This is a genomic window from Bdellovibrio reynosensis (assembly GCF_022814725.1).
Classification (GTDB): domain Bacteria; phylum Bdellovibrionota; class Bdellovibrionia; order Bdellovibrionales; family Bdellovibrionaceae; genus Bdellovibrio; species Bdellovibrio reynosensis.
In genome coordinates this window covers 2,955,027-2,978,445 of the sequence record NZ_CP093442.1, presented here as the reverse complement: position 1 = coordinate 2,978,445, position 23,419 = coordinate 2,955,027, and the positions used below count along the sequence as shown (strand labels likewise).

Sequence of the window (23,419 nt, the reverse complement as noted above, 5' to 3'; positions counted from 1 at the left end):
GACAATAAGAGGAGTTTAATATCCAACCCAAAGTGAACCACGGAACAATCATCACGTTAACTTTCAATCGAATTGCTACTGTTTAAGAACTAAAAGAAAACAGTAGCAATACTTTTTACAATGACTGATTTATTTCGCCTCAAACAAATGCAACATCTCAAACAACGCATCCAATGCAGCTAATGCTGTGATGTCGCTGTTATCAAACGCTGGGCATACTTCCACGACGTCCCCGCCTATTAGGTTTTTAATCTGCAGGGCGCGGAAGATTCTTTGTGCTTCGTAAGTTGTTAAACCGCCAGGGACTGGAGTTCCTGTTCCCGGGGCGCAACTAGGGTCCAAGGCATCGACGTCGTAACTAATATAAGTTGGAGTATCGTCGAATGTTGGGAGTGTTTTTAAGAAATCATTTAATGTCTGATTGCGGATTTCATCGACAGTAATTACGCGAATGCCGTGTTTGTTCACGAAATCTAAATCATCACCACCTGCTAAGGGGCCGCGGATTCCGATTTGTATCATCTTTTTTGGATCTACTAAGCCTTCTTCAACTGCGTGACGAGCAAATGCCCCGTGATGGTATTCTTGCCCCCACGCTGCAGGGTAAGTGTCTAAATGCGCATCCCAATGTATGAATGCCAACGGCTTTCCGTATTTTTTTCTTAAGGCCCGCAACACTGGTAGCGTTGTTGAATGGTCACCACCCACCGCTAAGAAGCGTTTGTTTTTAGCGACCAGCTCGCCAACGAACTTTTCAATTTTTTCGTAAGTTTGTTTTTGATCAATAGGAACTGTCGGGCAATCGCCGATGTCAGCGACTTTTAATTTTTCAAAAAAGTTTTCAGCGCGGGTCATGTGGAAGCCACGGCCTAAACTTGATACTTCACGCACTTTAGCAGGCGCAAAACGGGAACCTGGTCTGTAAGAAACTCCCCCGTCGTAAGGGATTCCGAAGATTCCTACTTCATAGTCTGCATCAACTTCAACGTAGGGCAGTCTAAAGAAGGTTTTAATCGCGGAAAATCGGGGAAACTCGCGTCCGCTTAAGGGTTTGTATTCCATATTGACTCCTCAATTATTCGAAGAATACATTACCGCGGATGACGGCACAATACGACTATAAACTCGATCATAAACAGCTTACGCAATGGTACAAAAAAAACCACCGCGACCTTCCTTGGCGAGCTAATAAAGATCCCTATCGCATCTGGCTTTCCGAAGTTATGTTGCAACAAACCACCGTCGTTGCGGTCATTCCTTATTTCGAAAAATTTCTTACGAAGTTTTCAACCGTGCATAAACTTGCCAATGCACCTGAAAATGAAGTTTTAGAAGCTTGGGCGGGTTTGGGTTATTATTCCCGCGCGCGCAACCTTCATAAAGCTGCCAAAGCACTTTCTGCACAAGGGTTCCCGCAAACAGCCGCCGAACTTTTAGAGCTTCCTGGTTTTGGGCCCTACACTTCCCGCGCGGTTGCAAGTATCGCCTTTGGGGAAAAGGTCGGCGTTTTAGATGGCAACGTGATTCGTGTTCTATCCCGTCGCTTTGGTTTAAAACTAGAATGGTGGAATAACAAAGGTCGCGAGCAGTTACAGAATATTTCTGATGAGTTGTCAAAACTGGGACAAGCCGATGTCGTCAATCAAGGTTTGATGGAGCTAGGGGCTACGGTTTGTACCCCGCAAAAAGTGACTTGCATTCTTTGCCCGTGGGCAAGTGCTTGTGTGGCCCGTGAAAAAGGTTTGATTGAAACGTTACCGCTAAAAAAGCCGCGCAAAGAATCGGAAGTCTGGGTGTGGAAGCCGCAAGTTGCGATCAAAGATAAAAAGGTCGCCCTTATAACAAATGATTACACCCCATTCCTTAAAGGGCAGATGATTTTTCCTGGGGAGATTTCTAAAGAAAAAAGCAAGCCTAAGGCCTATGATGCTAAACACAACATCACTCATCATGATATCTTTATTCAAATCACAGCAAAGAAATCCCTGACTGGAAAAAACCTTCAGTGGGTGGCTTTAAAAGAGCTAAAAAAGGTCAATCCTTCTTCGTTGCTGCAAAAAGTTTTGAATAAGGTTGAAGCATGAAGATTCTCATCTCGATTGGCAGCTTGCTTTTGTTTCTTGGCTGTTCGCACATCAGTGTCACTAAAAACTTGCTTACCCCTGATTATCTTTTAGCGAAGGATTCAAAACAGCTTACCTTCATTGGTGACCATGCTCATCCGCGCTTTTCTTTGGATAATAAGAAGATCCTTTTTAGCCGCTTAGATAAAAACAATCACCGCGGCTGGCAGATCTATGAACTAGATTTAACTTCTAACAAAGTTCGCAGAGTCACCTATTCAGATGGCGATGCGTTTGATGGTAGTTACATCAGTGAATCTGAAATCATTTACGCTTCAACCACAGATGAAATTAAAGAAAGTCCTTTGTTAAATAAGACTTTCGATAAAGAATTTCCGCCTTCAGATCTTTATATGAGTGATTTATTCGGAACAGATATTCTGCGTATCACTCATCAGCCGGGGTATGACGGCGAGCCTATGTTTGTTTCCAATCCCACCCGCCCTGCGATTTATTTTAGTTCCCGCCGTGATGTTGTCGGTATTTATCGCATTGATTTAAAAAGTCTTCCGGTCACCGTCGTGGCTTCAGAAAAAGATAAAGAAAAAAGATTTGCAGCTATAACGCCCGATCAGAACAGTCTTGTTTGGGTCGATAAAAATTTAAAAACTTCAGAACAGAAATTACGTTTTTACGATTTAAAAACTAGAACAGCCCAAGATTTAAAAGCTAATGAGGGTGATTATAAAGACCTGATCTTTGCACCACGACCACCGGCAAGGCTTTTTTATAGTATCCTTCGTAAGGGCGAAAAGTATTACCAGATTGAAGTTTATAATCTTGAAAAAAAGTGCACTCAGGTCGTATTTAAGGGAACAGATTCACTCACAGCCCCTGCTATATCTTCAGAAACCCCCGAGAAATTGGCTTTCTTACGAACATTTGAAGATAAAAAACAAATTTACATTCTACAGTTGCCCGACGATTTAGGGCCTTGCCTAGAAGGCGCAGCCCAAGCTACTCTTAAAGAGTGAAGACTTTCATTGGCTTTATTCTTTTATTAAGCTTTCAAGTATTTGCCGCCCCTTATCCGGCGACGAGCACGTCGGCTTTTACTGCGCCTGAAAAAGGTCTTTATTTCTTGCACAAAGGTTTTAGCCTAAAAACCGAAGGCACTGATTGGATCCCCGTAGCTGGATCAGAAAGCAGTCTGCTTGATACAGTCCGTTTTGGCGCAAAAAACGCCAAAGATGGCAGCCTCAGTATTCGTACTGACAAAGTAGCTAAGGATGCTTCTTTAGAACTTTATACCCGTAAGTGGATGCGTGATTATCCTAGTTATGGTTTTGAAGTGATCTCTGCTAAGAATTTTTCTTTAAATGGCAGTCCGGCATTGGTTGTGGATATGCTTTCTAGATCTAAAAACAAACAGATTCGCCAAGTGATTTTGAAAAATGAAGATCGCGTGGCCATTCTAACTTGTCTTGCTGATAAGCCGGTTTTTGCGAAATCCCTGCAAAGCTGCAATCAGATTATGAAAAGCTTTTCTTGGAATACCGCACCCCAAGAAAAAGCTGACACTTCGATCAAAAAATAAATTATTTAAATTGGATCGCTTTTACTTTGCTGGCGATCACATCAGGATTAAACGGTTTTACGATAAAATCGTTCACGCCTAGTTTTAGCGAACCTTCGATATTTTCTAAACTTGCTGTTGCCGTCATCATGATCACGTAAAGGTCGTGGGTTTTTGAGTTTGCACGAAGACGGTCAAGTAAAGATAGGCCCCCTTGACGAGGCATGCGAATATCTAAGAATACCAAATGAAATGGATTTTTTGTCTGAACTGCGTTGTCGATCTTACTTTCAGCAATGGCGCCGTCTTCAGCTTCCTGAATATCAGTAAAGCCCAAACCTTTTAACATCTCTTTGAGGATAAGCCGGTCGGTGAAATTATCATCGACAATTAAAACTCGGCGGCCCATAAAAGGTAATTGCGTCATGCTTTTATCTTTCCATCTTACTTATACAAAAGATATTTCTTTCGCTCTTTAGCCCAGGATTTTTCATCGGCACTTAATGCTTTTTCAAGATCTTTAACAGTGGCTTTTTTATCTTCAATCCAATCTTTCAAAGCCGGTCCACCGTTGATCACATCAAACGCCAAACGGTCACGAACATATTCATAGGCGAAATCACGATAGATTGGATAGTCTGGATGCATTTCGCGAATCACCTTCAGCATCAGTGCAGTCAAACGGAATGGTTTAAACAAGTCATGCTTGTACATCGGAATATCCGTGTGGAATTGGAAACCATGACAAAGTTTTCCGACATGTTTATGGAAAGTGGGTTCAAAGAAACATTCACGCAGAAGAACTCCCTTAAACCATTGCGGCGCTTTCTTTTTCATGCGCACGAGGACTTCGGCAAAATCGATATCAGAAGCTCCAATGATTTCTAAAGCTCTGGTCGTACCGCGTGCTTCAGATAAAGTGGTTCCTTCAATTAATACAGTTCCTGAATAAGCGCGGGCCATGTTTAAACTTGCTGCATTCGGTGAAGGATTCACCCACGCGCGCTTCATGTCCCAACCAAAACCCGGTCCTTTAGAAGGTGCATAACCTTTCATTTTCACGACCTGAAGTTTCAAATCCATTTTGTAGTAATCTTTAAAGTATAAAGCCAACTCACCCACAGTCAGACCGTGGCGCATAGGGATTGGTGCTGCTCCGACGAAGGACTCCCAACCAGGTAACATTTTAAACCCTTCAATCGGGCGACCTGCGGGATTTGGACGATCAAGCACGATAACTTCTTTACCTAACTTCGCACACTCTTCCATCACGTAAAGCAAAGTCGTGATAAAAGTGTAAATGCGGCAGCCTAGATCCTGTAGATCAAATAGCAGAACATCAAAGTGTTCCATCATTTCAGGTGTTGGTCTGCGAACTTCACCATAAAGACTGAAAATAGGAATATTGTGAACAGGATCAACAAAGTCAGGGCTTTCAATCATGTTATCTTGCTTATCGCCGCGCACACCATGCTGAGGACCGAACGCACAAGAAAGTTTTATTTTTTTAGAAAGCAGATCCAAACTGTGTTGCAGGTTTTCATCAACACTCGCTGGGTGACAAACTAAACCCACGCGTTTGCCTTTAAGGCTTTTAAGCATTTTTGGATTTGCTAAAAGAACTTCTACACCTAACTTCATAAAACATCCTTGTTAATGAAAAATTGTAAACACAGGTTTAAGCCAAGTACATGATTTAATTTAAGACAGAAAGACTTAATGATCCTTATTGAGATTAAGGATTATTTAAAGATTTCAATGAATTAGGTTAGCTAATCCAAGCTCATACAAGGTTCCACTTTCTCTCAATATTCTAAGCCGAAACTAGATTTATCGGAGGAATTTATGACTTTAAAAAAACACTGTGAAGAGCTTGGAAAACAGATCAAAGAAATGACGGAAAAAAGTATTGAAGCCTCAGTACGAAGTTTTCATTACTCTCAAAAAGCAAAAAGGCTTGCGCAATCGGCAAGCCTTTTCAATTAAAGATCGATCAAAATGGTTCAGCAACAAAGCGCGGAGGATCTTTTACGAAACGGAGGCAGCGCTACGCCGGAGAAAAGTAAAAGACCGCACAACGCAGTCGGATGGGTCGTTTTCATCGATCGTTTTTACGAAGCCATTCTGCCATTGGTAATGCGAAGTAGGTGAAGATCACATCAGCACCTGCACGGCGGATGGAATAAAGTGTTTCAACCATCGCGCGGGTTTCATCAATAATCCCAGCTTTGGCGCCTGCTTTGATAAGCCCGTACTCACCACTGACATTGTAAGCTGCGACCGGCAAGTGAGTGTGGGATTTTACCAGACTGATGATATCAAGGTAACTTAGCGCTGGTTTTACCATTACCATGTCAGCACCTTCCATCTCATCAAGTTCAATTTCTCTTAGCGCTTCACGGGCATTGCGAAAATCCATTTGATAAGTTTTCTTATCACCAAATTTTGGTGCTGAATCTAAAGCCTCGCGGAATGGACCGTAAAAGCTTGAAGCGTATTTTGCGGAATAAGAAAGAATGCCGGTGTTGGTGAATCCTGATTCATCAAGGGCATCACGAATCGCACCGACTCTGCCGTCCATCATGTCTGATGGTGACACGATATCAGCACCTGCTTCAGCATGAACGATCGACATCTTTGCTAAGATCTCAACTGTTTCATCATTTAGAATTTGGCCGTTTTTTACGACGCCATCGTGACCGTCTGAAGAATATGGATCCAGTGCCACGTCAGAAATCAATGTCACTTCCGGGTACTTATCGCGAATCATTTTCAATGTGGTAGGCAACAATCCGTTGCGGTTTAACGATTCCTTACCGTAAGAATCTTTCAGTGTCTCAGAAAGAGCCGGAAAAAGGTCGAAGGTTTTAATCCCCAATTGAACCGCTTTACCAACCTCTTCCAACAAAATGTCAGGGCTCATTCGGAAGATGCCTGGCATAGAATTGATGACTTGGCGCTCCCCTTTTCCCTCACAAAGAAATAAAGGCAGAACGAGCTGAGAGACTCTCAAATCTGTCTCTGCAACCATTTGTCGCAGGGCTTCAGTTTTGCGATTTCTTCGTGGGCGTTGGGTGAGCTTCATAATACCTCCGCTTGTCGCTTAATTAATAAGCATTATCAACATTACAAGCATGACAATTCAATGACACTTTATTGAAAGTTTAGTGATAAACCTATCTGTACATGGAAGATATACTTCTCGTTCACAGAAAATCCAATAGAAACTTCAGCGAGTCTCTGCAAGATACAGCAGTCTGGAAAACGTGTTTACGCCAGATTCTTTTTTGCACAGAGATGGAACTGAACACGATTGGTGATGTTATTGAAAAAGATGACATCATTCTTCGTGGCGAAAATGCGTTGGGTCTTTTGCTTGAGATTCTATGTGGCCTGCATTCACCCATCGTTGGTGAAACGGAAGTCTTCGGTCAGTTTAAGGCGTTCGTTGATTCCCGAAAACAACTTGGCGATACCCTTTTTGGTGACCACCAGAAATGGTTGAACTTCATTTTCGCTGAAGTCAAAAAAACTCGTTCTGAACATCTGGTGGGCTTAGGTTCACAAAGCTACGGCAGTCTGTTACGCCGTTATACTAAAGATTATGATTCAGTGACCCTTTGTGGTTCTGGTCAATTGGCTTTGGAAATCCTTCCATGGCTGGCTCATAAAAAGTCGATGCAAATCGTCTGTCGTGAACCTGCAAAACTTCAAGCGTTTGCAGAGAAGTACAACAACTTGAGCATTTCTACTTACAATCAAGCTTACATACACGGCGAAGCGATGGTGATCGCAGCCCCTTTAACTGATGCCCGCATTTTGGAACTCATGAATAAACAGGACAACCGTCCTTTAGCGATTTATGACCTACGTGGTGAAGAGAACAATCTTCCTTCACTAGTTGCAGAACAATTTCCGAATGTGCAAGTCATGGGACTGCACCAATTCTTTGCAGAGATCGAAGAAATGAAAAAAGATACGGCCACAAAGATCTCTGCCCTGAAAGCGATTCTACTAGAGAAGGCATTAGCCTTCATGCAAAGAACGGAGCTTCGTCCACTTGGGTGGGACGACATATGCGCTTAAAAATTTCCGCAAGGAAAAGTGACTTGGCCCGTCTTCAGGCCTACATGGTTGGAGACGCTCTTAAAAAAAAACATCAGAATCTTGAAATCGAATACCGTTTCAAAGAATCCTTGGGTGATAAAAACCTAACGGAACCTCTATGGAAAATTCCTGAAAAGGGAGTTTTCACGGAAGACTTTTATGGTGAATTGATTCGTGGTGAAACAGATATGGTTGTGCATTCTTGGAAGGATCTTCCGACTGAGTTTAAAGATGACACTGTCATTGCTGCGACTTTACCTCGCGCGGACCAACGGGATCTTTTACTTCTTAAAAAATCGCATTTTGAAAAAATCAAAGCGGCGCGTGCATTACGCGTGTTCAGCTCTTCACCCCGTCGTGAATACAACCTGACTGAGTTTTTCAAAAATCATCTGCCGTTTGGCTTAGAGTCTGTAAAGTTTGAAAGTGTGCGTGGAAATATTCCGACGCGCATTCGTAAGCTTCTTGAAAGCACTGAAACAGATGGCTTGATTGTGGCGAAAGCAGCCTTAGATCGTCTTTTGACTGCAGAGGCTGACGAGTTTAATGAAGTTCGTGGATTATTACGGGGTTACCTTCAAGAGCTTACTTGGATGGTTTTACCTTTAAACGTAAATCCAAATGCGGCAGCTCAAGGTGCTTTGGCGGTTGAAATTACCAAAGGGCGTTCTGATTTAGCTCAGCTGCTTTCAGCGATTCATGATCAAAGTACTTTTGATTGTGCGCAAAAAGAACGTGATATTCTTTCTAGCTTTGGTGGTGGTTGCCACCAGAAGATCGGCGTTGCTGTTCTTCATCGTTCTTATGGCGAAATCACGATATTAAAAGGCCTGACTGATCAAGGGGTTGTCCTTGAAAAACGTGATTTAGCCGGCGATTCCCCTTCTACCTTTGTTGCAAACCAATTGTGGTCTTCTGACGTGAAAGCAGACCGCGTTCCTTTGGAGAATGTGAAGATTCCTGCAGGAACTTCCGCTCTTTATGTCGCGCGCAGTGAAGCGTGGCCAGAAGGATTAAACTTTGCTGGTTTTGTTTGGACTGCGGGGCTTAAAACATGGAAAAGCCTTGCGCAAAAAGGTATATGGGTTCACGGCTGCTCTGAAAGCTTAGGGGAACAAGAAGATGCTCGCATGGATATCCTTGCTGGCAACTCTTTAGCTTGGGCGAAACTTTCCCACGAAGAAGGTTTTGAAAGAGATGCGGGTGTTATGCCTTTAGTTGCTACTTATAGCTTAAAGCCCCAAGGAGTTTTAAATTCCTTTACTGGAAAAGAAAGTTTCTTCTGGAGCAGCGGGAGTCAGTTCTTGCAAGCCATGCAGGAAGCTCCTGAGATTTTAAATAAACATCACGCCTGTGGGCCAGGGAACACTTACAAAGTAATCCGCGCCTATATGGAAAAGAAAAATGCATTTGATCCAAAACGCTTAAATATTTTCTTGGATCAAGACGACTGGAGAAAACAATGCACAAAGTAACCTCGGAAGAATTATTTCAACGCGCTTTAAAAATCACTCCGGGTGGAGTTCATTCTCCGGTTCGTTCTTTTAAAGGTTTAGACCGTGCGCCTGTTTTCTTTACCAAAGCTGAAGGTGCATTTTTAACTTCGGTTGAAGATAAAAAATATATCGATTTCTGCCAAAGCTTTGGACCTTTAATTTTGGGTCACTTGGATCCTGAAGTGAAAGAAGAAGTTCATCGCATGGTGGACACAGCTTGGACATTCGGTGCGACTGAAGTTTATTCTTTGGAATTGGCTGAATGGATCACGACGACTTTACCGTTCATGCAAAAGCTTCGTTTCGTATCTTCTGGTACTGAAGCTGTGATGAGTGCTTTGCGCGTGGCTCGCGCGGCAACGGGCCGTAATAAAATTTTAAAATTTGAAGGCTGCTATCATGGTCACGTTGATAACTTGTTAGTAAAAGCTGGTAGCGGCTTAGCCGGAACTGCGGCGTCTTCTAGTGCAGGTATCCCTGCTGAAGTAGCAGCGCAAACAGTTGTATCACCTTTGGATGATGAAGCGGCTTTAGAGGCTGTGTTTGCAGCCCAAGGTAAAGACATCGCCGCTGTGATCATTGAACCGTTGCCAGCAAACTACGGTCTTTTAGTGCAACGTCCAGAGTTCCTTAAAAAAGTGGCTGAGCTTTGCAAAAAGAACGGCAGCTTATTGATTTATGATGAAGTGATCTCTGGATTCCGCGTAGGTCTTGGCGGCATGGTTGCTGAAACCGGAATTACTCCAGATTTAGTGACTTACGGTAAAATCATCGGTGGTGGTTTCCCTGTGGGTTGCTACGGCGGTAAAGCTGAATTGATGAACATGGTTGCGCCAAGTGGTGATGTTTACCAAGCTGGTACATTAAGTGCGAATCCTGTGGGTATGCGTGCGGGTCTTACGACTCTTAAAAAAATGCAGCGCCTAGACGGTTGGAATCTTTTAAATAAACGTACTGAAAAATTCGCGCAAACTTTGCGTGATGGTTTAGCGAAGAAAGGTTCTGACCTGCAAGTAAGCCAAGTGGCTTCTTTATTCTGGATTCATGGCAAAACGCCAGCGCCAATTCGTTCGATTGCACAAATCCCTGCAAACCAAGGTGGCACTTTCAAAGGTCTTTTCTTAAAAGCATTGGATAAAGGTGTTTACCTGGCTCCAAACGCTTATGAAGTGGGATTTGTGTCTTGGGCGCACTCTGATGAATTGTTAGAAGAAGCAGCTCACATCATTATTTCTGCGGCGGAATAAAGAATGTATAAGAAACACCTTAAACCCCATGTGAAAACGGCGTTAGCGATCATCTGGTTCGTCTTTACGTTTTCGCTTGTGGCTTGGTGGTGGGTGTTTTTCTTAGTTCGGCTTAATCCTGACAATGTCAGCCTTGAAGAACTTAAAACCTCTCATCGCATGTTTGCTTGGGAAGGCTCAATTTTACTTGCGGCTATCTTGTTTGGTGGTACGGCTTTAGTGATCTTTACTTACCGTGATCAAAAGCGCCATGAACGTCTGCGCTTCTTCTTTTCTACTTTCAGTCATGACATTAAGACTTCCATTGCAAGACTTCGCCTGCAGGCCGAGGTTTTGGAAGAAGATCAAACTGTGGCGAATCCCGTGATGAAGCGCTTGATACAAGACATTCAACGGCTAGATCTGCAGTTAGAGAATTCTTTGTTGTTGGCGAATCTCGAAAGTGGTGAGCTTTTACTAGAAGAAGTTTCTTTAAGCGGTCTTCTTTCAAGTCTACGTAACGAGTTCCAAGAGCTTTCTTTAGAACTTGAAAAAGAGGCTTTCATTCGCGGTGACCGTCGTGCGCTTTTAAGCATTCTTAAAAACCTTCTGCAAAACTCCGTTTTGCACGGCAAAGCGCAGAATGTACGTATTAAAGTCAGCACTTCTGGTGCTAACCGCTTGGAATTAAGAATCCAAGATGACGGTTTAGGATTTAAAGGCCCTTTGGGAAAACTTGGATCTGAAATTTTGAAATCCCGCGACACTCGCAGCAATGGCATTGGTCTTTTAATCACCAAACGTCTTTTAGAAAAGATGAAGGGTGATATTTCTTTTGAATCTAACGGCAGCACGGGCTTTACCTCTATTCTTTTAGTGGAGGGCCGCCTGCCATGAGAAAAATTCTTTTAGTTGAAGATGATTTGTCATTAGGTGAAACCCTGACCGATCGACTTAAAAAAGAATACCAAGTCACTTGGGCTAAAAGCTTAACTGAGGCTTGGACTGAATTTACTAAAAACAAAGATACGGACTTATTAATCTTAGACGTGGGCCTACCAGATGGCAGTGGCTTTGAATTAGCGAATAAGATTAAACAAATCTCTCCGGTCCTATTTTTGTTCCTTACTGCGCAAGCCGACGCTGAGTCCCGCCTTACTGGTTTTGAGTTAGGTGCGGTTGAATATATTCCAAAACCATTTCACTTAAAAGAGCTTTTGATTCGTGTGAAGCACGTTTTAGAATCCCACGCTCCGACTCGTGAAATTGAACTGCAAGACTGCGTGGTTAACTTCACTAACATGTCTGTCAAAAAGAAATCGGGTCAAATTGAGTACCCGCCTGTGACTGACATGAAGATCTTGCAGCTATTAATTGAAAAGTCCCCGCGTATCTTAAGTCGTGATGAAATCATGAATGAAATCTGGGGCGTTGATAAGAACCCAAGTCATCGAACTATTGATAATATTATTGTGCGCTTACGCCAGCTTCTTGGCGACGACGGAGAAAAACACATTCGCTCTGTTCGTGGTGTTGGCTACCAGTGGTCTACGGAGGAAACGATATGAATCCATTATTTAAAAACGCTCTACAAAGAACTCCGCAAGCTGTACCCCCGATCTGGTTCATGCGTCAAGCTGGTCGTTACCACAAACACTATCAAGGTTTGCGAGCACAGAATTCTTTTGAAGATCTTTGTAAAAAACCTGAATTAGCAGCTCAAGTAGCATTGGGACCTGTGGCTGAGTTTGATTTTGATGTGTCGATTCTATTTAGCGATATCCTTTTCCCGCTTGAAGCTTTGGGAATGGGCTTGGCTTATACAGATCATGGCCCACAATTGAGTTTTAAATTAAATCCTGAAACTATTGGAAACTTGGGTCCTGTTGATAAAGCTGTTGAATTCATGGGTTTCCAAAAAGAAGCGATGATGGCGACTCGTGCCGTATTGCCTTCAAATAAAAGCTTGATTGGCTTTGTTGGCGGTCCTTGGACTTTATTTGTTTACGCGGTTGAAGGCTCCCACGCTGGCTCTTTGATCCAATCTAAAACTTTGATCAATCTTTTCCCTAAGTTCTTAGAAAAAATGTATCCGCTTTTAAAAGAAAACATCAAATTGCAATTCGAAGGTGGTGCTGAGGTTGTGATGGTGTTTGATACGGCGGCGGGTGAAGTATCCCCGCTATTCTTTAAAGAATTTATTCAGCCGGTCCTTGCGAAGATTGCGCAAGATTATCCTGGTAAGATTGGATACTACTCTAAAGGGACTCAACCTGTGTTCTTTAATAAGGAATTCGTAAGTCTTCCTTGGGCGGGACAAGGTTTTGATCACCGTTGTTATATTCCAGATTCTTTTGCGGTTCAGAATAAAGGTTTTGTTCAAGGGAACTTCGATCAAAGCTTGTTGTTCTTAGATGATGCTGACTTTAAGAAAGCTTTGGACACGTTCTTAGCTCCGATGAAAGAAATGACTCCAGCTCAACGTGCTGGTTGGGTTTGTGGTCTTGGTCATGGGGTTTTACCAAAGACTCCTGAAAAAAATGTGAAACTCTTCGTGGACACTGTCCGTAAGGAGCTTTCGTAATGAAAGATCTATTAGCTAAATACGACGTACCAGCTCCGCGCTATACGTCTTATCCAACAGTTCCCTATTGGGAAACAAATCCTACTCAAGATCAGTGGGTGCAGCATTTGCGTGCGACTTTGCAAGAGACGTCAGGATCTTGGTCTTTATATTTGCACATTCCATTCTGTGAATCGCTTTGCACGTTCTGCGGTTGCAATACGATCATTACTAAGGATCATAAAAAAGAATCTCCGTATGTGGGGATGATCTTAAAAGAATGGGAACTTTATATTGAGAAAGTTCCTGAGCTTCTAACGAAACCTTTAAAGCACATCCATTTGGGTGGCGGGACACCGACGTTCCTTTCTGCTGAGACTTTGATTGATCTTTTAAAACCAATCATGTCTCGCGTGAAAGTGGATATGAATGACTTTGAAGGATCGATTGAAGTGGATCCGCGTCGTACGACGCCTGAGCAATTAAAAGCTTTGCGTGAAATGGGCTTCACCCGTGTAAGTATGGGTGTGCAGGATTTCAATCCTGAAGTTCAGCGCTTAGTAAATCGTATTCAGCCTTTTGATATCACTGCAAACTTAACCCAAGCTGCTCGTGATCTTGGCTACACTTCTGTGAACTTCGACTTGATTTATGGTTTAGCGAAGCAGACAGCAGAATCTTTTGCTGACACTGCAAAAGCAACTGTGCAACTTCGTCCCGATCGCATTGCGCTTTATAGCTTTGCTTTAGTTCCTTGGATTAAACCGGCTCAACGTTTGTTCAAGGATGAAGATCTTCCTAAGTCTGCTGAAAAGCGTGAACTTTATGAAATTGCTCGCGGTATTTTATTAGAGGCAGGTTACGTTGAAGTGGGCATGGATCACTTTGCTCTTCCGACAGACAATCTTTGTATTGCGATGAATGAAAAGCGTTTGCACCGTAACTTTATGGGCTACACGGATCATCGCACGGATGTTTTGTTGGGCTTGGGTGTTTCTTCTATTTCTGAAACTCCTTATAGCTTCCATCAAAATGAAAAGGTTTTGCCGTTGTATGAAGCGACTTTAAATGAAGGTCGTCTTCCGACATTGCGTGGGCATGTTTTGACTCAAGAAGATCAAGTTCGTCGTGAGCAAATCTTAAAACTTATGACTGAATTTGAGGTTTCTTTTGTTGATAACGAACAAGAATCTAAATCTAAAGAGTTTTTAGCTGAAATGATTAAAGACTCTTTAGTTGAAGTTCGAGATCATAAATTGATCGTCAATGAATCAGGCCGACCGTTTTTGCGTAATGCTTGTGTGTTCTTTGATGAAAGATTAAAAAGCAAACAACCTCAAACAAAGATTTTCTCTCAGTCTATATGAAAAAAGTCAGTGTTATCGGAGCAGGTTTTGCGGGTATGACAGTCTCTTTGCGTTTAGCGCAGGCGGGATTTCAAGTGGATCTTTACGAAAGATCGGATCGCTTGGGCGGATTGCTTGGAACTGATAACACTGAGTTTGGGATTGCAGAAAAGGCTGCTAATGCGCTTATTCGTACGGATATGGCGGATGCCCTTTTTACAGAATTAGGCTTAACGCCAAGTCTGCCGTTAGAGTCTTCTAAGAAAAGATTTTTCTTTCGCGAGCATCCACGTTCTTGGCCATTAACTTTTGTTGAAAGTGTGACAACACTTTTTAAAGTGGTGCCGAAGCTGCTTTTTGCTAAGAAGAAATTAAAACCTCAAAGAAATCAGACTTTGCAAACTTGGGGCGAGGCTCATTTAGGTTCTTCGGCAACAAGGTTTCTTTTGGGCCCCGCGATGCAGGGAATATATGCCAATGATATTTCTGGATTAAGTTCTGCCTTAATTTTGGGTCCTTTGTTTGGGAATCGTAAACGCAGCAAGTATAAGGGACTTCTAACCAGTTCTTCTGGCATGCAAGGGTTGGTTGATAAGCTTGAGCAGAAAATCAGAGAAGCTGGCGTCAATATTCATCTTAATAGTGAAGTGAACTTGAACGATCTTACTGGTCCTGTGGTGGTTGCGACTTCCGCTTCGGGTGCTGCGGCTTTGACTCGTGAAGTTCATCCGCGTTTATCAGCGGTGCTTGCCAAAATTAAGATGAGTTCCCTTATGAGTGTGACGGTGTTTTTCGACAAAGCTCAGGCTCAGTTTAAGGGATTTGGCTGTTTGATTCCTCGAGGCTATGGTTTAAAGACCCTGGGAATCTTGATGAATTCATATATCTTTGAAAAGCGCGATAAAACTTATAATGAAACTTGGATAATGGGTGGCCATGATCAGGAAGATCTGTTGAACCTTTCAGATGCAGAATTGCTAAATTTGATTCGTGCGGAACGTGAAAAGGTTCTGGGTCTTCAAGATCAGATTTTAGGTTATAAAATAAATCGTTGGCCTTTAGGTTTGCCTTACTACGATTTAAATCTTGAAGGCGCCTTGGCTGATCTTCGCGATGCAAATTTACCTAAGAATCTTTATTTGCATGGCAATTATCTTGGTGGAATCGGTTTAAGTAAAATTCTAGAACGCAGCCAAATGCTTGCAGAAATTATTCGGAAAAAACATGGCTAAAACAGGTGTTCTTCTTTCTAATATCGGCAGCCCTAAATCTTATTCTGTCAGTGACGTTAAGAATTATTTAAATACGTTTCTGATGGATCCGGATATCATTAAGCTGCCGTTCGTATTTCGTTGGCCTCTTGTTCATGGAATCATTGTTCCTCGTCGTGCGCCCTATTCTGCTGGGAATTATAAAAAAATCTGGCTTGAGGGTGAGGGTTCTCCGCTGACAGTTTATACTCAAAGGTTTTCTGAAAAATTGCAGGAACAACTTGGTTCTGATTATTTGGTTAAGATCGGCATGCGCTATTCTGATCCTTCTATCGATAATGCCTTAAAAGATTTTAAAGCTGCTGGTGTTGAGCGAGTTTTGATTGTTCCCCTTTATCCGCAGTACGCTGAAGCCACAACTGGATCGACTGTTAAAGAAGTTCGAAGAGTTGCAAAGCATTTGAAGATTTCTTTTGATTTTGAGGTGTTGCCTCCGTTCTTTGATGATAACGCCTTTATTGATCCTTCTGTGCGCATGATGAACGAGTCTTTGACAGGTCAGTCGGTCGATCATTATTTATTTTCTTTTCACGGGCTTCCTGAAGAACAAATTAAGCAGGTTGAAGGCTGTTTGGTTACCCCGGACTGCTGTGTTCAGAAGAACGCTTGTGCGAAAAATTGTTATCGCGCGCAGTGTTTTGCTACGGCGGGAACAATTGCTAAGCGCCTGGGTTTACAGTCTTCCCAATGGACTTTGGCATTTCAATCTCGCCTAGGTCGTGCGGAATGGTTGAAACCTTCTACAGATAGCATTCTTGAAAAGCTTGCTAAAGAAGGTAAAAAGAATATCGCTGTGATTTGCCCATCGTTTGTCGCTGATTGCTTAGAGACTTTAGAAGAAATCGGCATAGGCGGGAAAGAACAATTCCAAGAGCATGGCGGGGAAAATTACTTCTTAATCCCGTGCTTGAATGCGGATCCAGAGTGGACGGCGAATTTCGCTAGTCTGATTAAGGGATCAAAAACAAAAGAAGCGGAATTAAAATCGCTGTCATAAGACCGTTCAGGGCCATCGCAAGTCCTGCGAAGGCTCCAGCTAATTCACTGATTTGAAAAGCTCTGAAAGTTCCAAGACCGTGGGCGGAAAGTCCCATGGCGAATCCCTTTACTAATGGGTCTTGTACCTTCGTTATGCGCATGACTGAACCTGCGACGATAGCGCCGACGATTCCTGTAATCATGACGAAAACTGTGGCTAAGGCTGGTGCTCCACCGATTTTTTCTGATATCCCCATGGCGATGGGAGTGGTTACGGACTTCGGTGCTAGCGATAATAGGATGTCGTGATTTAAGCCAAATGCGTGGCCGACGAAAACAGCGGCAAAGATTCCTGCGAATGATCCTACAAAAAGCGCCAGCATGAGAGGCACTAGGACTCTTTTTAGTTTTGTGAGCTGATTGTAAAGAGGTAGTGCGAATCCTACGGTTGCCGGTCCTAGCATAAAGTGAATTGGGCGCACGCTTTTAAAATATTCTTGGTATGGAATATTTAAAGTTAGCAGTGTGATGACGATCGCAAACATGGCTAGAACTGGCGGGCTTAGGAACGGATTGTTGTTTCCTTTTTCGCTGATCTTTCTTGCAAGCAGGTAAAAACCAAAAGTGATGATAATTGAAAAGAGCTCAATCATGGGTTTGGCCCTTGTTTTTTCCGTGCAAAAGGATGTTAAAAAACCAAGCTGTCACCGCAAGAGTGATTGTTGTGCTGATGACCAAGGTAAGGACCATCGCGACACCGAATTTAGTGAATAGATCGAAGTACTCGATGATGCCCACGCCTGCAGGGACGAAGAATAAAGCTAAATGTTTATTCATGAAACGACTCAATGATTCTACTTTTTCTTTAAGTTGCGGGAATAAGAGGAGTGCTATGAAGAAATAAACCATTCCTAGCACGGGGCCTGGAATAAAAAGATTAAGAAGGCGAACGGTGCCTTCACCCATCAGTTGGAAAAAAATTAAAATCAATAAAGCTAAAATCACGGACTGACTTTAGCTTTTTCGGGTTGTTTCGGCAATGGATTTACTTTTGAACAGGAACCACGCAGCGGAAGCCGACGTTGTTCGTGTTTAGGCTCCATGAAGCGGGGGCTTGCATTTCATTAGCTGTGATATCGCCGATGTTCGCTGCAAAAATTCCAGTGAAGCCTTTGCCGTGCATGCACACGGCTCCGCCACGAATGACTTTTCCTGTGCTACCACCGAAGAATTGCCCCATGTAGACGTCTTTTTTATCGACAGAAGTCATGCCTGTGAAGTCGAAAAGTTGTTTTGACCCCGGAGCCATATCCCAATTGTTATTGTGATAAGTGCGCGCGTAGTTCGAAGATAAATCTGGCGTGTAGGAGTTTCCGTAGATGGTGTCACTCACCCACTCCCACGCGTTTCCGCCGAAGTCCCAAATAATTTTGCCGCTTGCTAAAGTGAATGTACGTTTTTCAGAACCTTTTTGTTGGCCAACGCCATTATAAGGATCGCTTTCGTCGGTCACTTCAATAGGTTCTTCCCAACCGGAATAATAACCTGTGATCAAGGTTTCTTTTTTAGTATCCCAGTTAGCTGTGGTGCTAAAGATTTCAAGCGCAACAGCGTTCCATTCGCTGTTTGTCGGAAGACGATAACCCACATTTGCGCATGCTGCTGCCGCGGTTGTTTTATCCGCAAGCCAAGGTTTGCGATTCGGAGTAGAAACGGCTAGACCCGAATCGCTTTTTTTCATTTCAAATTTTGCAATACAGAACGCGCTTGTTCCAAGAGTTGTGTTTGCTGCTACGAACTCGAAGTTTGCAGGGCAAGTCGCAACTGGTGGCGGTTGCGGCGTGGGAACTGGTTCTGGAGTCGGTGTTGGAGTTGGAACCGGCTCAGGCACAGGCACTGGAATTGGTTCCGGCGCTGGTGTCGGAGTTGGAGTTGGCTCTGGTGTCGGAGTAGGCGCAGGAGTAGGCGCTGGCTCCGGAGCTGGAGTCGGTTCTGGTTTTGGATCTGGTGAAGGCGTGGGCGCAGGCACTGGAGCTGGCTCCGGCGTTGGCGTCGGTGCAGGCGTAGGTTCTGGCGCAGGAGTAGGACTAGGAGTAGGAGGCGGCATCGGAACTGGCGACGGCGTCGGTTCCGGAACAGGAGCTGGCGGAGGCATTGGCACCGGCGACGGTGCTGGCTCTGGCTCAGGAAGAGGAATTGGATTTGGAATAGGCCAAGGCTCAGGTGCTGGTGTTGGAGCAGGCTCCGGTGAAGGAACTGGAGAAGGCGTGGGCTCTGGAACTGGCACCGGTGACGGAGTAGGTTCCGGAATTGGCGATGGAGTTGGTGCCGGCACAGGAGATGGTGTCGGTTCCGGATTGGGAATTGGAGAAGGTGTAGGTTCAGGAACAGGCGCTGGTGTTGGTGCCGGTGATGGCTCTGGATTTGGTTCTGGTGAAGGCGCAGGAGCTGGATCATCAGGCAACGGATTTTCCGGCGAAGGCACAGGTGCAGGAACTGGAACTGGCGCTGGAATTGGAGCTTCAGGATTTTCCTGCGGAGCTTGCGGAGTCGGAGTTACTTGGCCTGGACTTTTAGGAGCTGTTGACGAAAGAATATCACCGTCATCACCAGATGAACACGACACTAGCAATAGAATCATTGCTATATGAATTAATAAGCGGTGTGCGATGTTCATCAATCGATCCTTAACCATTTTTTGTTTAATAACTGAAATTCCTTCATTAAATTTGTCGGATGATTATGATTTCTATCAAGGGTCGCGAACGAAAATCTGGCCTTCAGAAATTTCGTTTATCAGTCAAAAGTCTAGCGCAGAATGACGGAGCAGCAACAATGCTACTGAAGTTCGAAAAATTTAAACCGCAACTTGTGTGAAAGATAAGCGGAGAGTTTGGATTTAATAATCCAATAAATATTTAGCATCTATTCTCTATTCTCTATTCTCTATTCTCTATTCTCTATTCTCTATTCTCTATTCTCTATTCTCTATTCCGAGAAAGATCTGCTCATCTATAACGCACATTCAACTCCTTTTTATACTTTTCACGGTTATGCTGCGAGCAGAGTAATTGCAAATTCGCCAAACTATTTACTCCCCCGGCCCACTTAGAAGTTTTATGATCAACCTGCAGAGCAAATGAACTTTTGCACTTCCGCCCCGTCTTCAAATCCACATACTGACAACATTTATCCCGCTGAAGAACCATACGACGAAGCTTCGTAGTAACCGATTTTCTTTCCACCACCGCATCGGTGGTAACTATTGCATCTCTGGAATCTTTGCTTTCCTCGGCAACAGTGTTTAAATTCACTGATTCTTTTTTCTTTTTTCCTGGCTTAAATTTTTTATCCAAATATTGATCAGCCAAAAATTCAATAACATCAGTTAAAGAGACCGATCCAGAATCCTGTAACAAGATGTGCGCGGCTAGATCTTTACATTGAAGAAGCTTTTCGTATTGCTCTTTAGACAAAGTGATTCCAAGACGAACCGACTCATCCTGTTGAACTTTCTTAGTGTCAAACTCTTTGACCGGGAGATCTAAAACACGAGTCACCTCTTTCTGAGTTTCACCAGCGGTTAAACCCGACACCTGATCCACCAACTCTTGCTTTTGCAGAACGGAAACTTTAACGCCACTCACCTTCTCTTTTTCTTTTATTGCGCGGGAAAGCTCGCCTATCTGCGAAAGATTCAATGAACCTTCTTGAATGCGGTCCGCCACCTGCGGAACTTCCCGAAGCAGTCGAGCAGCTTCAAGTCGGCGCATGGCCGCTGAACCCGAGTATCCCAGCTCCTTAGTAAGGTATTCATAAATAGAGGAATAAGCTTTTTCGAGATAAAGCCTACGAACATCGATTTCACGGATATGTTCTAAGATCACATGTAAAAGCTTTCTTTCCTTTTGAACTAAATCTTTCAGTCGCAATTCCAGCTCTTTATTTGATAAAAGTGATAGAGAATCCATGAAAACCTCCGCGTTGAATAAGGTATAACACGAGATTTTTGATCTCTTTTTTCAGGCGAACGCCAACGCTAAAAGCCTAGCTTATCAAACGCTTTAAGCGACTCATAGCTGAGTGAATTTCAATCAACGAGACATTTTTCATAAAACCGACAAAGGCAGATTAGCAAATCGAATTTTAACGAGACAAAAAACTCGTCAACAAATTCACACATGACAATTCAGTTATGACATACCTAGCAACCGATACGGTGGTAAGAAGGAAAACCCAAAATCCAAACCTGTTTGCCCTCTTTCGTCCCTTGTTAAATCTTTAGTCAGTGAAACCGCATAAATCCCCGCTATACCTGCGGCATTATTTGCATTTCTAAAGGTCAGATGAAAACCTCGTCCCGCATTCTCATTTTGAGACACTTGATTCTGGCTGCCATTTTCCTGGCGGCGGGGGCTTGTTCGTTTAAAAAGAATCCGAAGACGGGACAGGTAAAATTGGTAGTAGTTGAAGAAACTAAAACAGTCATACCTACCCTCAAAATCGCTGACATAATTAACCAACCGGATGAGGATCGGGCGATACGCGAATTAAAAGGTTTAGGAAAAGCTTATAACGAGTTTTCTAATAAAGAAGAATCTCTTCTAGATATCACTATAAAATATAATAAGCCGAAAGTTCTTAATCACCTGTTGATTATGGGACTAAATCCGTTTCACTTGAACGAAAAAAGTATTTCTGATCTACAGTTTAATGAAGATCTTAATGATATTATAACAACAGCGCAGAAAGATCGTATTCTCGGTATTGTGCATTTATACCCAAGACCTATCGGATATGGCGATCCAGATGATGGCTATTCCATACAAAAGTTTTTTACATCCATTTCTGACCTAAAATTAGATGTTCGAGGCTGTCAGAAGTTCACCGGCTTTCTGATGGACATCAAATATTTTCAGACAACATCTGAATTTCCAGGATTTTATTTTAGAGCAACCCATCTTCTCCCGACAGAAACAGTTATTAGAGACTTCTTAACCAAGTCTGCTTGCGCTGACAGTTCCCGCCAATTCTCTAAGGAAAAGATTTCTGAGTGGGCCTCTTTGGAATTCTTTAGCCAATTTCAAAATAACTTCGAATCAAATGACTTTATGGCTTTCATTCTATCTTTGAATAAACCAAAGAATATTACCATCAATCTAAGTTCTGTTAAAAAGTACCGCGATGCTAGCCAGCACAAAGTAAATCCATTAACCCTTCTTGCACTAAAATCTATCTGCGTTGATGATGAAGAAAAAATTTTGCAATGGGTAAATGTATTAAGAGATTATTCTCAAAATGGTAAAGATTTTAACTCTGAAAAGTACCAACTCAAAACCCATATTTTAAATTATGAAGACCGTGAAAGGTGTGCCAACGAGTTATGCACTAACTATTATAATAATGCTTTAGCAATAACTGAAGCTCATCAGTTTCTATATCCAACGTCACAATTCGAGGATTTCACTGTCACCACCATTTTCAATCCGATGGATAATCTCAATGACAATCCCGAGGAACTAAAAGAGCACGAGAAAAGCTTATCAGCGCTAAAAGCTGAAGTTTGTCCAAATATTGAAAAGAACAATTCTGTCGGCGAAAATAAAGAGGAAGTTTTATGATAAAGTTTATCTTAATCATCCTTTTTAGCTTATTTACAGTGGGATGTACTTTTTCAAAAGATCCAACTGAATCGGTAGCGAAACTCTATACATTTAAAAAGTCAGATAAAAATGTCCTTACAAAGAACCAACAAAATCTACTAAATTCGATAGAATTCGCTACACACCAGGAATTCTTAAATGTTCTTGGCGAAATGAGTGCCGCAGATTCAAACTTTGAAGGTGAATCATCTACACCTGCTGGTCTTGCTATAAAATTTAACAAAGTACAAATTCTTGAAGAAATCATCAAAAGGAACATAGATCCGCTGAATATTGGAAGTTTCAATAAAAACTTCGATAAAATCTTTTTTAATATCAAATTAAATGAGATTTTGATTTCCCTGAATCATCCACGTGCTGCAAGTGAATTAAATATAAATCCAACAGATACTGAGCTACTGTATATTTCTTTTATCGAAGAAAAATTAGAAAGTGCATTTGCTGAATCGGGATCCATTAGTAACAATGCTATAGGTTCATCTTATCTTAAAGAAAAACTTGGTTGTGCTGTAGTTGAATCATTCGCAATTTTTCAACAGCTAAACACGATCGAAAAAGAGTTTGACGGCAGCTTAAAAAGCCTTAACGAAACAGAGTGCAGCAATTCTTTAGATCATACTCAAATTGAGCAAGTATACCAGGCAGAATTGATCCGTCAGTTTCAGAATTATTTCAATGCTCCTTCAATTCTGCCTTATCTAGCAAGACACAAGTCATTCAGAAGCCCATTATGGAATATAGACAATTCGGGCATTTATGTAGCACCTAGCTTGCTATTAAGAACAGCCTACGAATATGGCGACACATTTAAACCACGGGTTAAATGCAAAAGCAAAACCTGTCCTAACTACAGAAATAGCGACATCGACAACAGGTTTCAACAATCAGTACAATACTTTAATAGTTTAGGTCTTGCGCCCACGGAAAAAGAGTTGATATACACGCAGGCCGGAAAAATTATTTATACCTTCAACTATTTTCCGGTCGAAGGAATAAACGATAGTTACAACTTGCATGAGAAAATCGCAGCCTTCATGCATGGCCAATCCGATAAAAATAGTGAACGAACGTCTTGGGATATTGGCGCGCAGATAATGGAAGATGGCGTAGTTGATTGAAAATATTTTTAG

General features: G+C 42.6%; 24 protein-coding genes. 16 read left to right on the top strand and 8 right to left on the bottom strand.

Features of this window, described 5'->3' with window-relative positions; translation table 11 throughout:
* Positions 1–129: 129 nt before the first annotated feature.
* Entirely contained in the window at positions 130–1,062 is a 933-nt protein-coding gene (speB, locus tag MNR06_RS14080) for an agmatinase (RefSeq protein WP_243536999.1), read from the bottom strand.
* Between the two features lie 38 nt (positions 1,063–1,100).
* Here speB and MNR06_RS14075 point away from each other — a divergent pair, with 38 nt between their 5' ends.
* The 3 genes from MNR06_RS14075 to MNR06_RS14065 are packed head-to-tail and all read left to right on the top strand — an operon-like array spanning position 1,101 to position 3,660.
* A complete protein-coding gene (locus MNR06_RS14075; RefSeq protein WP_243536998.1) occupies positions 1,101–2,084 on the top strand; it encodes an A/G-specific adenine glycosylase in 984 nt (327 codons plus the stop codon).
* Positions 2,081–3,097 carry a TolB family protein gene (locus MNR06_RS14070; RefSeq protein ID WP_243536997.1) on the top strand — a complete coding sequence of 339 codons (1,017 nt, stop codon included), beginning with the start codon at positions 2,081–2,083 and terminating at the stop codon, positions 3,095–3,097. The genes MNR06_RS14075 and MNR06_RS14070 overlap by 4 nt, the downstream gene beginning before the upstream one ends.
* Positions 3,094–3,660: a hypothetical protein gene (locus MNR06_RS14065; RefSeq protein WP_243536996.1), complete on the top strand. Its 567-nt coding sequence runs from the start codon at positions 3,094–3,096 to the stop codon at positions 3,658–3,660. The genes MNR06_RS14070 and MNR06_RS14065 overlap by 4 nt, the downstream gene beginning before the upstream one ends.
* A gap of 1 nt (position 3,661) precedes the next feature.
* Here MNR06_RS14065 and MNR06_RS14060 read toward each other — a convergent pair whose 3' ends face one another.
* Both MNR06_RS14060 and MNR06_RS14055 read right to left on the bottom strand, forming a co-directional pair.
* Complete coding sequence (locus MNR06_RS14060) at positions 3,662–4,066, bottom strand: response regulator (protein ID WP_243536995.1); 405 nt, start codon at positions 4,064–4,066, stop codon at positions 3,662–3,664.
* 17 nt (positions 4,067–4,083) lie between these two features.
* Positions 4,084–5,280, bottom strand: a complete 1,197-nt coding sequence (locus MNR06_RS14055; protein WP_243536994.1) for an exo-beta-N-acetylmuramidase NamZ family protein — start codon at positions 5,278–5,280, stop codon at positions 4,084–4,086.
* Positions 5,281–5,484: 204 nt separating this feature from the next.
* Between MNR06_RS14055 and MNR06_RS14050 the strand changes: the two genes are divergently transcribed.
* Positions 5,485–5,625: a hypothetical protein gene (locus MNR06_RS14050; protein WP_243536993.1), complete on the top strand. Its 141-nt coding sequence runs from the start codon at positions 5,485–5,487 to the stop codon at positions 5,623–5,625.
* 112 nt (positions 5,626–5,737) lie between these two features.
* Here MNR06_RS14050 and hemB read toward each other — a convergent pair whose 3' ends face one another.
* Positions 5,738–6,724, bottom strand: coding sequence for a porphobilinogen synthase (hemB, locus tag MNR06_RS14045; protein ID WP_243536992.1), 987 nt, complete (start codon positions 6,722–6,724; stop codon positions 5,738–5,740).
* Between the two features lie 101 nt (positions 6,725–6,825).
* Here hemB and MNR06_RS14040 point away from each other — a divergent pair, with 101 nt between their 5' ends.
* From MNR06_RS14040 to hemH, 9 genes are read left to right on the top strand one after another with little or no spacing between them, the layout of a single operon-like run.
* Positions 6,826–7,725 carry a Rossmann-fold NAD(P)-binding domain-containing protein gene (locus MNR06_RS14040; protein WP_243536991.1) on the top strand — a complete coding sequence of 300 codons (900 nt, stop codon included), beginning with the start codon at positions 6,826–6,828 and terminating at the stop codon, positions 7,723–7,725.
* The gene (hemC, locus tag MNR06_RS14035) at positions 7,716–9,221 is read left to right on the top strand and encodes a hydroxymethylbilane synthase (protein WP_243536990.1); all 1,506 of its coding nucleotides are present in this window, start codon (positions 7,716–7,718) and stop codon (positions 9,219–9,221) included. Before MNR06_RS14040 ends, hemC begins: the two co-directional genes overlap by 10 nt.
* A complete protein-coding gene (gene hemL, locus MNR06_RS14030) occupies positions 9,209–10,489 on the top strand; it encodes a glutamate-1-semialdehyde 2,1-aminomutase (RefSeq protein ID WP_243536989.1) in 1,281 nt (426 codons plus the stop codon). The genes hemC and hemL overlap by 13 nt, the downstream gene beginning before the upstream one ends.
* Positions 10,490–10,492: 3 nt before the next feature.
* Entirely contained in the window at positions 10,493–11,365 is an 873-nt protein-coding gene (locus MNR06_RS14025) for a sensor histidine kinase (protein WP_243536988.1), read from the top strand.
* Entirely contained in the window at positions 11,362–12,036 is a 675-nt protein-coding gene (locus MNR06_RS14020) for a response regulator transcription factor (RefSeq protein ID WP_243536987.1), read from the top strand. The genes MNR06_RS14025 and MNR06_RS14020 overlap by 4 nt, the downstream gene beginning before the upstream one ends.
* Positions 12,033–13,052: a uroporphyrinogen decarboxylase family protein gene (locus MNR06_RS14015; protein ID WP_243536986.1), complete on the top strand. Its 1,020-nt coding sequence runs from the start codon at positions 12,033–12,035 to the stop codon at positions 13,050–13,052. Before MNR06_RS14020 ends, MNR06_RS14015 begins: the two co-directional genes overlap by 4 nt.
* Positions 13,052–14,398 carry an oxygen-independent coproporphyrinogen III oxidase gene (gene hemN, locus MNR06_RS14010; RefSeq protein ID WP_243536985.1) on the top strand — a complete coding sequence of 449 codons (1,347 nt, stop codon included), beginning with the start codon at positions 13,052–13,054 and terminating at the stop codon, positions 14,396–14,398. Before MNR06_RS14015 ends, hemN begins: the two co-directional genes overlap by 1 nt.
* The gene (locus MNR06_RS14005) at positions 14,395–15,609 is read left to right on the top strand and encodes a protoporphyrinogen/coproporphyrinogen oxidase (RefSeq protein ID WP_243536984.1); all 1,215 of its coding nucleotides are present in this window, start codon (positions 14,395–14,397) and stop codon (positions 15,607–15,609) included. Before hemN ends, MNR06_RS14005 begins: the two co-directional genes overlap by 4 nt.
* Positions 15,602–16,645 (top strand): ferrochelatase, encoded by a 1,044-nt coding sequence (hemH, locus tag MNR06_RS14000; protein ID WP_243536983.1) that lies wholly within the window; start codon positions 15,602–15,604, stop codon positions 16,643–16,645. Before MNR06_RS14005 ends, hemH begins: the two co-directional genes overlap by 8 nt.
* Here the strand turns inward: hemH and MNR06_RS13995 are convergent.
* Genes MNR06_RS13995 through MNR06_RS13985 form a run of 3 tightly spaced genes read right to left on the bottom strand, consistent with a single transcriptional unit; the run spans position 16,599 to position 18,367 of the window.
* Positions 16,599–17,279: an LrgB family protein gene (locus MNR06_RS13995; RefSeq protein WP_243536982.1), complete on the bottom strand. Its 681-nt coding sequence runs from the start codon at positions 17,277–17,279 to the stop codon at positions 16,599–16,601. The genes hemH and MNR06_RS13995 overlap by 47 nt on opposite strands.
* Positions 17,272–17,631, bottom strand: coding sequence for a CidA/LrgA family protein (locus MNR06_RS13990; RefSeq protein ID WP_243536981.1), 360 nt, complete (start codon positions 17,629–17,631; stop codon positions 17,272–17,274). The genes MNR06_RS13995 and MNR06_RS13990 overlap by 8 nt, the downstream gene beginning before the upstream one ends.
* Before the next feature lie 40 nt (positions 17,632–17,671).
* On the bottom strand, positions 17,672–18,367 hold the full coding sequence (locus MNR06_RS13985; RefSeq protein ID WP_243540807.1) for an SUMF1/EgtB/PvdO family nonheme iron enzyme: 696 nt from the start codon (positions 18,365–18,367) through the stop codon (positions 17,672–17,674).
* Between the two features lie 40 nt (positions 18,368–18,407).
* On the opposite strand from MNR06_RS13985, the gene MNR06_RS13980 reads away from it, so the two are divergent.
* A complete protein-coding gene (locus MNR06_RS13980; protein WP_243540806.1) occupies positions 18,408–19,277 on the top strand; it encodes a hypothetical protein in 870 nt (289 codons plus the stop codon).
* Between the two features lie 357 nt (positions 19,278–19,634).
* Here MNR06_RS13980 and MNR06_RS13975 read toward each other — a convergent pair whose 3' ends face one another.
* Complete coding sequence (locus MNR06_RS13975) at positions 19,635–20,597, bottom strand: HNH endonuclease signature motif containing protein (RefSeq protein ID WP_243536980.1); 963 nt, start codon at positions 20,595–20,597, stop codon at positions 19,635–19,637.
* Positions 20,598–20,972: 375 nt separating this feature from the next.
* Between MNR06_RS13975 and MNR06_RS13970 the strand changes: the two genes are divergently transcribed.
* Positions 20,973–22,247, top strand: a complete 1,275-nt coding sequence (locus MNR06_RS13970) for a hypothetical protein (RefSeq protein ID WP_243536979.1) — start codon at positions 20,973–20,975, stop codon at positions 22,245–22,247.
* Positions 22,244–23,407, top strand: a complete 1,164-nt coding sequence (locus MNR06_RS13965) for a hypothetical protein (RefSeq protein WP_243536978.1) — start codon at positions 22,244–22,246, stop codon at positions 23,405–23,407. The genes MNR06_RS13970 and MNR06_RS13965 overlap by 4 nt, the downstream gene beginning before the upstream one ends.
* The last annotated feature ends 12 nt before the right edge of the window (positions 23,408–23,419 follow it).

What these genes read in the sequence shown, in the direction of transcription:
- hemL (WP_243536989.1), top strand. Translation starts at nt 9,209, where the DNA reads ATGCACAAAGTAACCTCGGAAGAATTATTTCAACGCGCTTTAAAAATC.
- MNR06_RS14015 (WP_243536986.1), top strand. Translation starts at nt 12,033, where the DNA reads ATGAATCCATTATTTAAAAACGCTCTACAAAGAACTCCGCAAGCTGTA.
- MNR06_RS14020 (WP_243536987.1), top strand. Translation starts at nt 11,362, where the DNA reads ATGAGAAAAATTCTTTTAGTTGAAGATGATTTGTCATTAGGTGAAACC.
- hemB (WP_243536992.1), bottom strand. Translation starts at nt 6,724, where the DNA reads ATGAAGCTCACCCAACGCCCACGAAGAAATCGCAAAACTGAAGCCCTG.
- MNR06_RS14070 (WP_243536997.1), top strand. Translation starts at nt 2,081, where the DNA reads ATGAAGATTCTCATCTCGATTGGCAGCTTGCTTTTGTTTCTTGGCTGT.
- MNR06_RS13975 (WP_243536980.1), bottom strand. Translation starts at nt 20,597, where the DNA reads ATGGATTCTCTATCACTTTTATCAAATAAAGAGCTGGAATTGCGACTG.
- MNR06_RS13965 (WP_243536978.1), top strand. Translation starts at nt 22,244, where the DNA reads ATGATAAAGTTTATCTTAATCATCCTTTTTAGCTTATTTACAGTGGGA.
- MNR06_RS14075 (WP_243536998.1), top strand. Translation starts at nt 1,101, where the DNA reads ATGACGGCACAATACGACTATAAACTCGATCATAAACAGCTTACGCAA.
- speB (WP_243536999.1), bottom strand. Translation starts at nt 1,062, where the DNA reads ATGGAATACAAACCCTTAAGCGGACGCGAGTTTCCCCGATTTTCCGCG.
- hemC (WP_243536990.1), top strand. Translation starts at nt 7,716, where the DNA reads ATGCGCTTAAAAATTTCCGCAAGGAAAAGTGACTTGGCCCGTCTTCAG.
- MNR06_RS13995 (WP_243536982.1), bottom strand. Translation starts at nt 17,279, where the DNA reads ATGATTGAGCTCTTTTCAATTATCATCACTTTTGGTTTTTACCTGCTT.
- MNR06_RS13985 (WP_243540807.1), bottom strand. Translation starts at nt 18,367, where the DNA reads ATGAAAAAAAGCGATTCGGGTCTAGCCGTTTCTACTCCGAATCGCAAA.
- MNR06_RS14055 (WP_243536994.1), bottom strand. Translation starts at nt 5,280, where the DNA reads ATGAAGTTAGGTGTAGAAGTTCTTTTAGCAAATCCAAAAATGCTTAAA.
- MNR06_RS14040 (WP_243536991.1), top strand. Translation starts at nt 6,826, where the DNA reads ATGGAAGATATACTTCTCGTTCACAGAAAATCCAATAGAAACTTCAGC.
- hemN (WP_243536985.1), top strand. Translation starts at nt 13,052, where the DNA reads ATGAAAGATCTATTAGCTAAATACGACGTACCAGCTCCGCGCTATACG.
- MNR06_RS14050 (WP_243536993.1), top strand. Translation starts at nt 5,485, where the DNA reads ATGACTTTAAAAAAACACTGTGAAGAGCTTGGAAAACAGATCAAAGAA.
- MNR06_RS13970 (WP_243536979.1), top strand. Translation starts at nt 20,973, where the DNA reads ATGAAAACCTCGTCCCGCATTCTCATTTTGAGACACTTGATTCTGGCT.
- MNR06_RS14005 (WP_243536984.1), top strand. Translation starts at nt 14,395, where the DNA reads ATGAAAAAAGTCAGTGTTATCGGAGCAGGTTTTGCGGGTATGACAGTC.
- hemH (WP_243536983.1), top strand. Translation starts at nt 15,602, where the DNA reads ATGGCTAAAACAGGTGTTCTTCTTTCTAATATCGGCAGCCCTAAATCT.
- MNR06_RS14025 (WP_243536988.1), top strand. Translation starts at nt 10,493, where the DNA reads ATGTATAAGAAACACCTTAAACCCCATGTGAAAACGGCGTTAGCGATC.
- MNR06_RS14060 (WP_243536995.1), bottom strand. Translation starts at nt 4,066, where the DNA reads ATGACGCAATTACCTTTTATGGGCCGCCGAGTTTTAATTGTCGATGAT.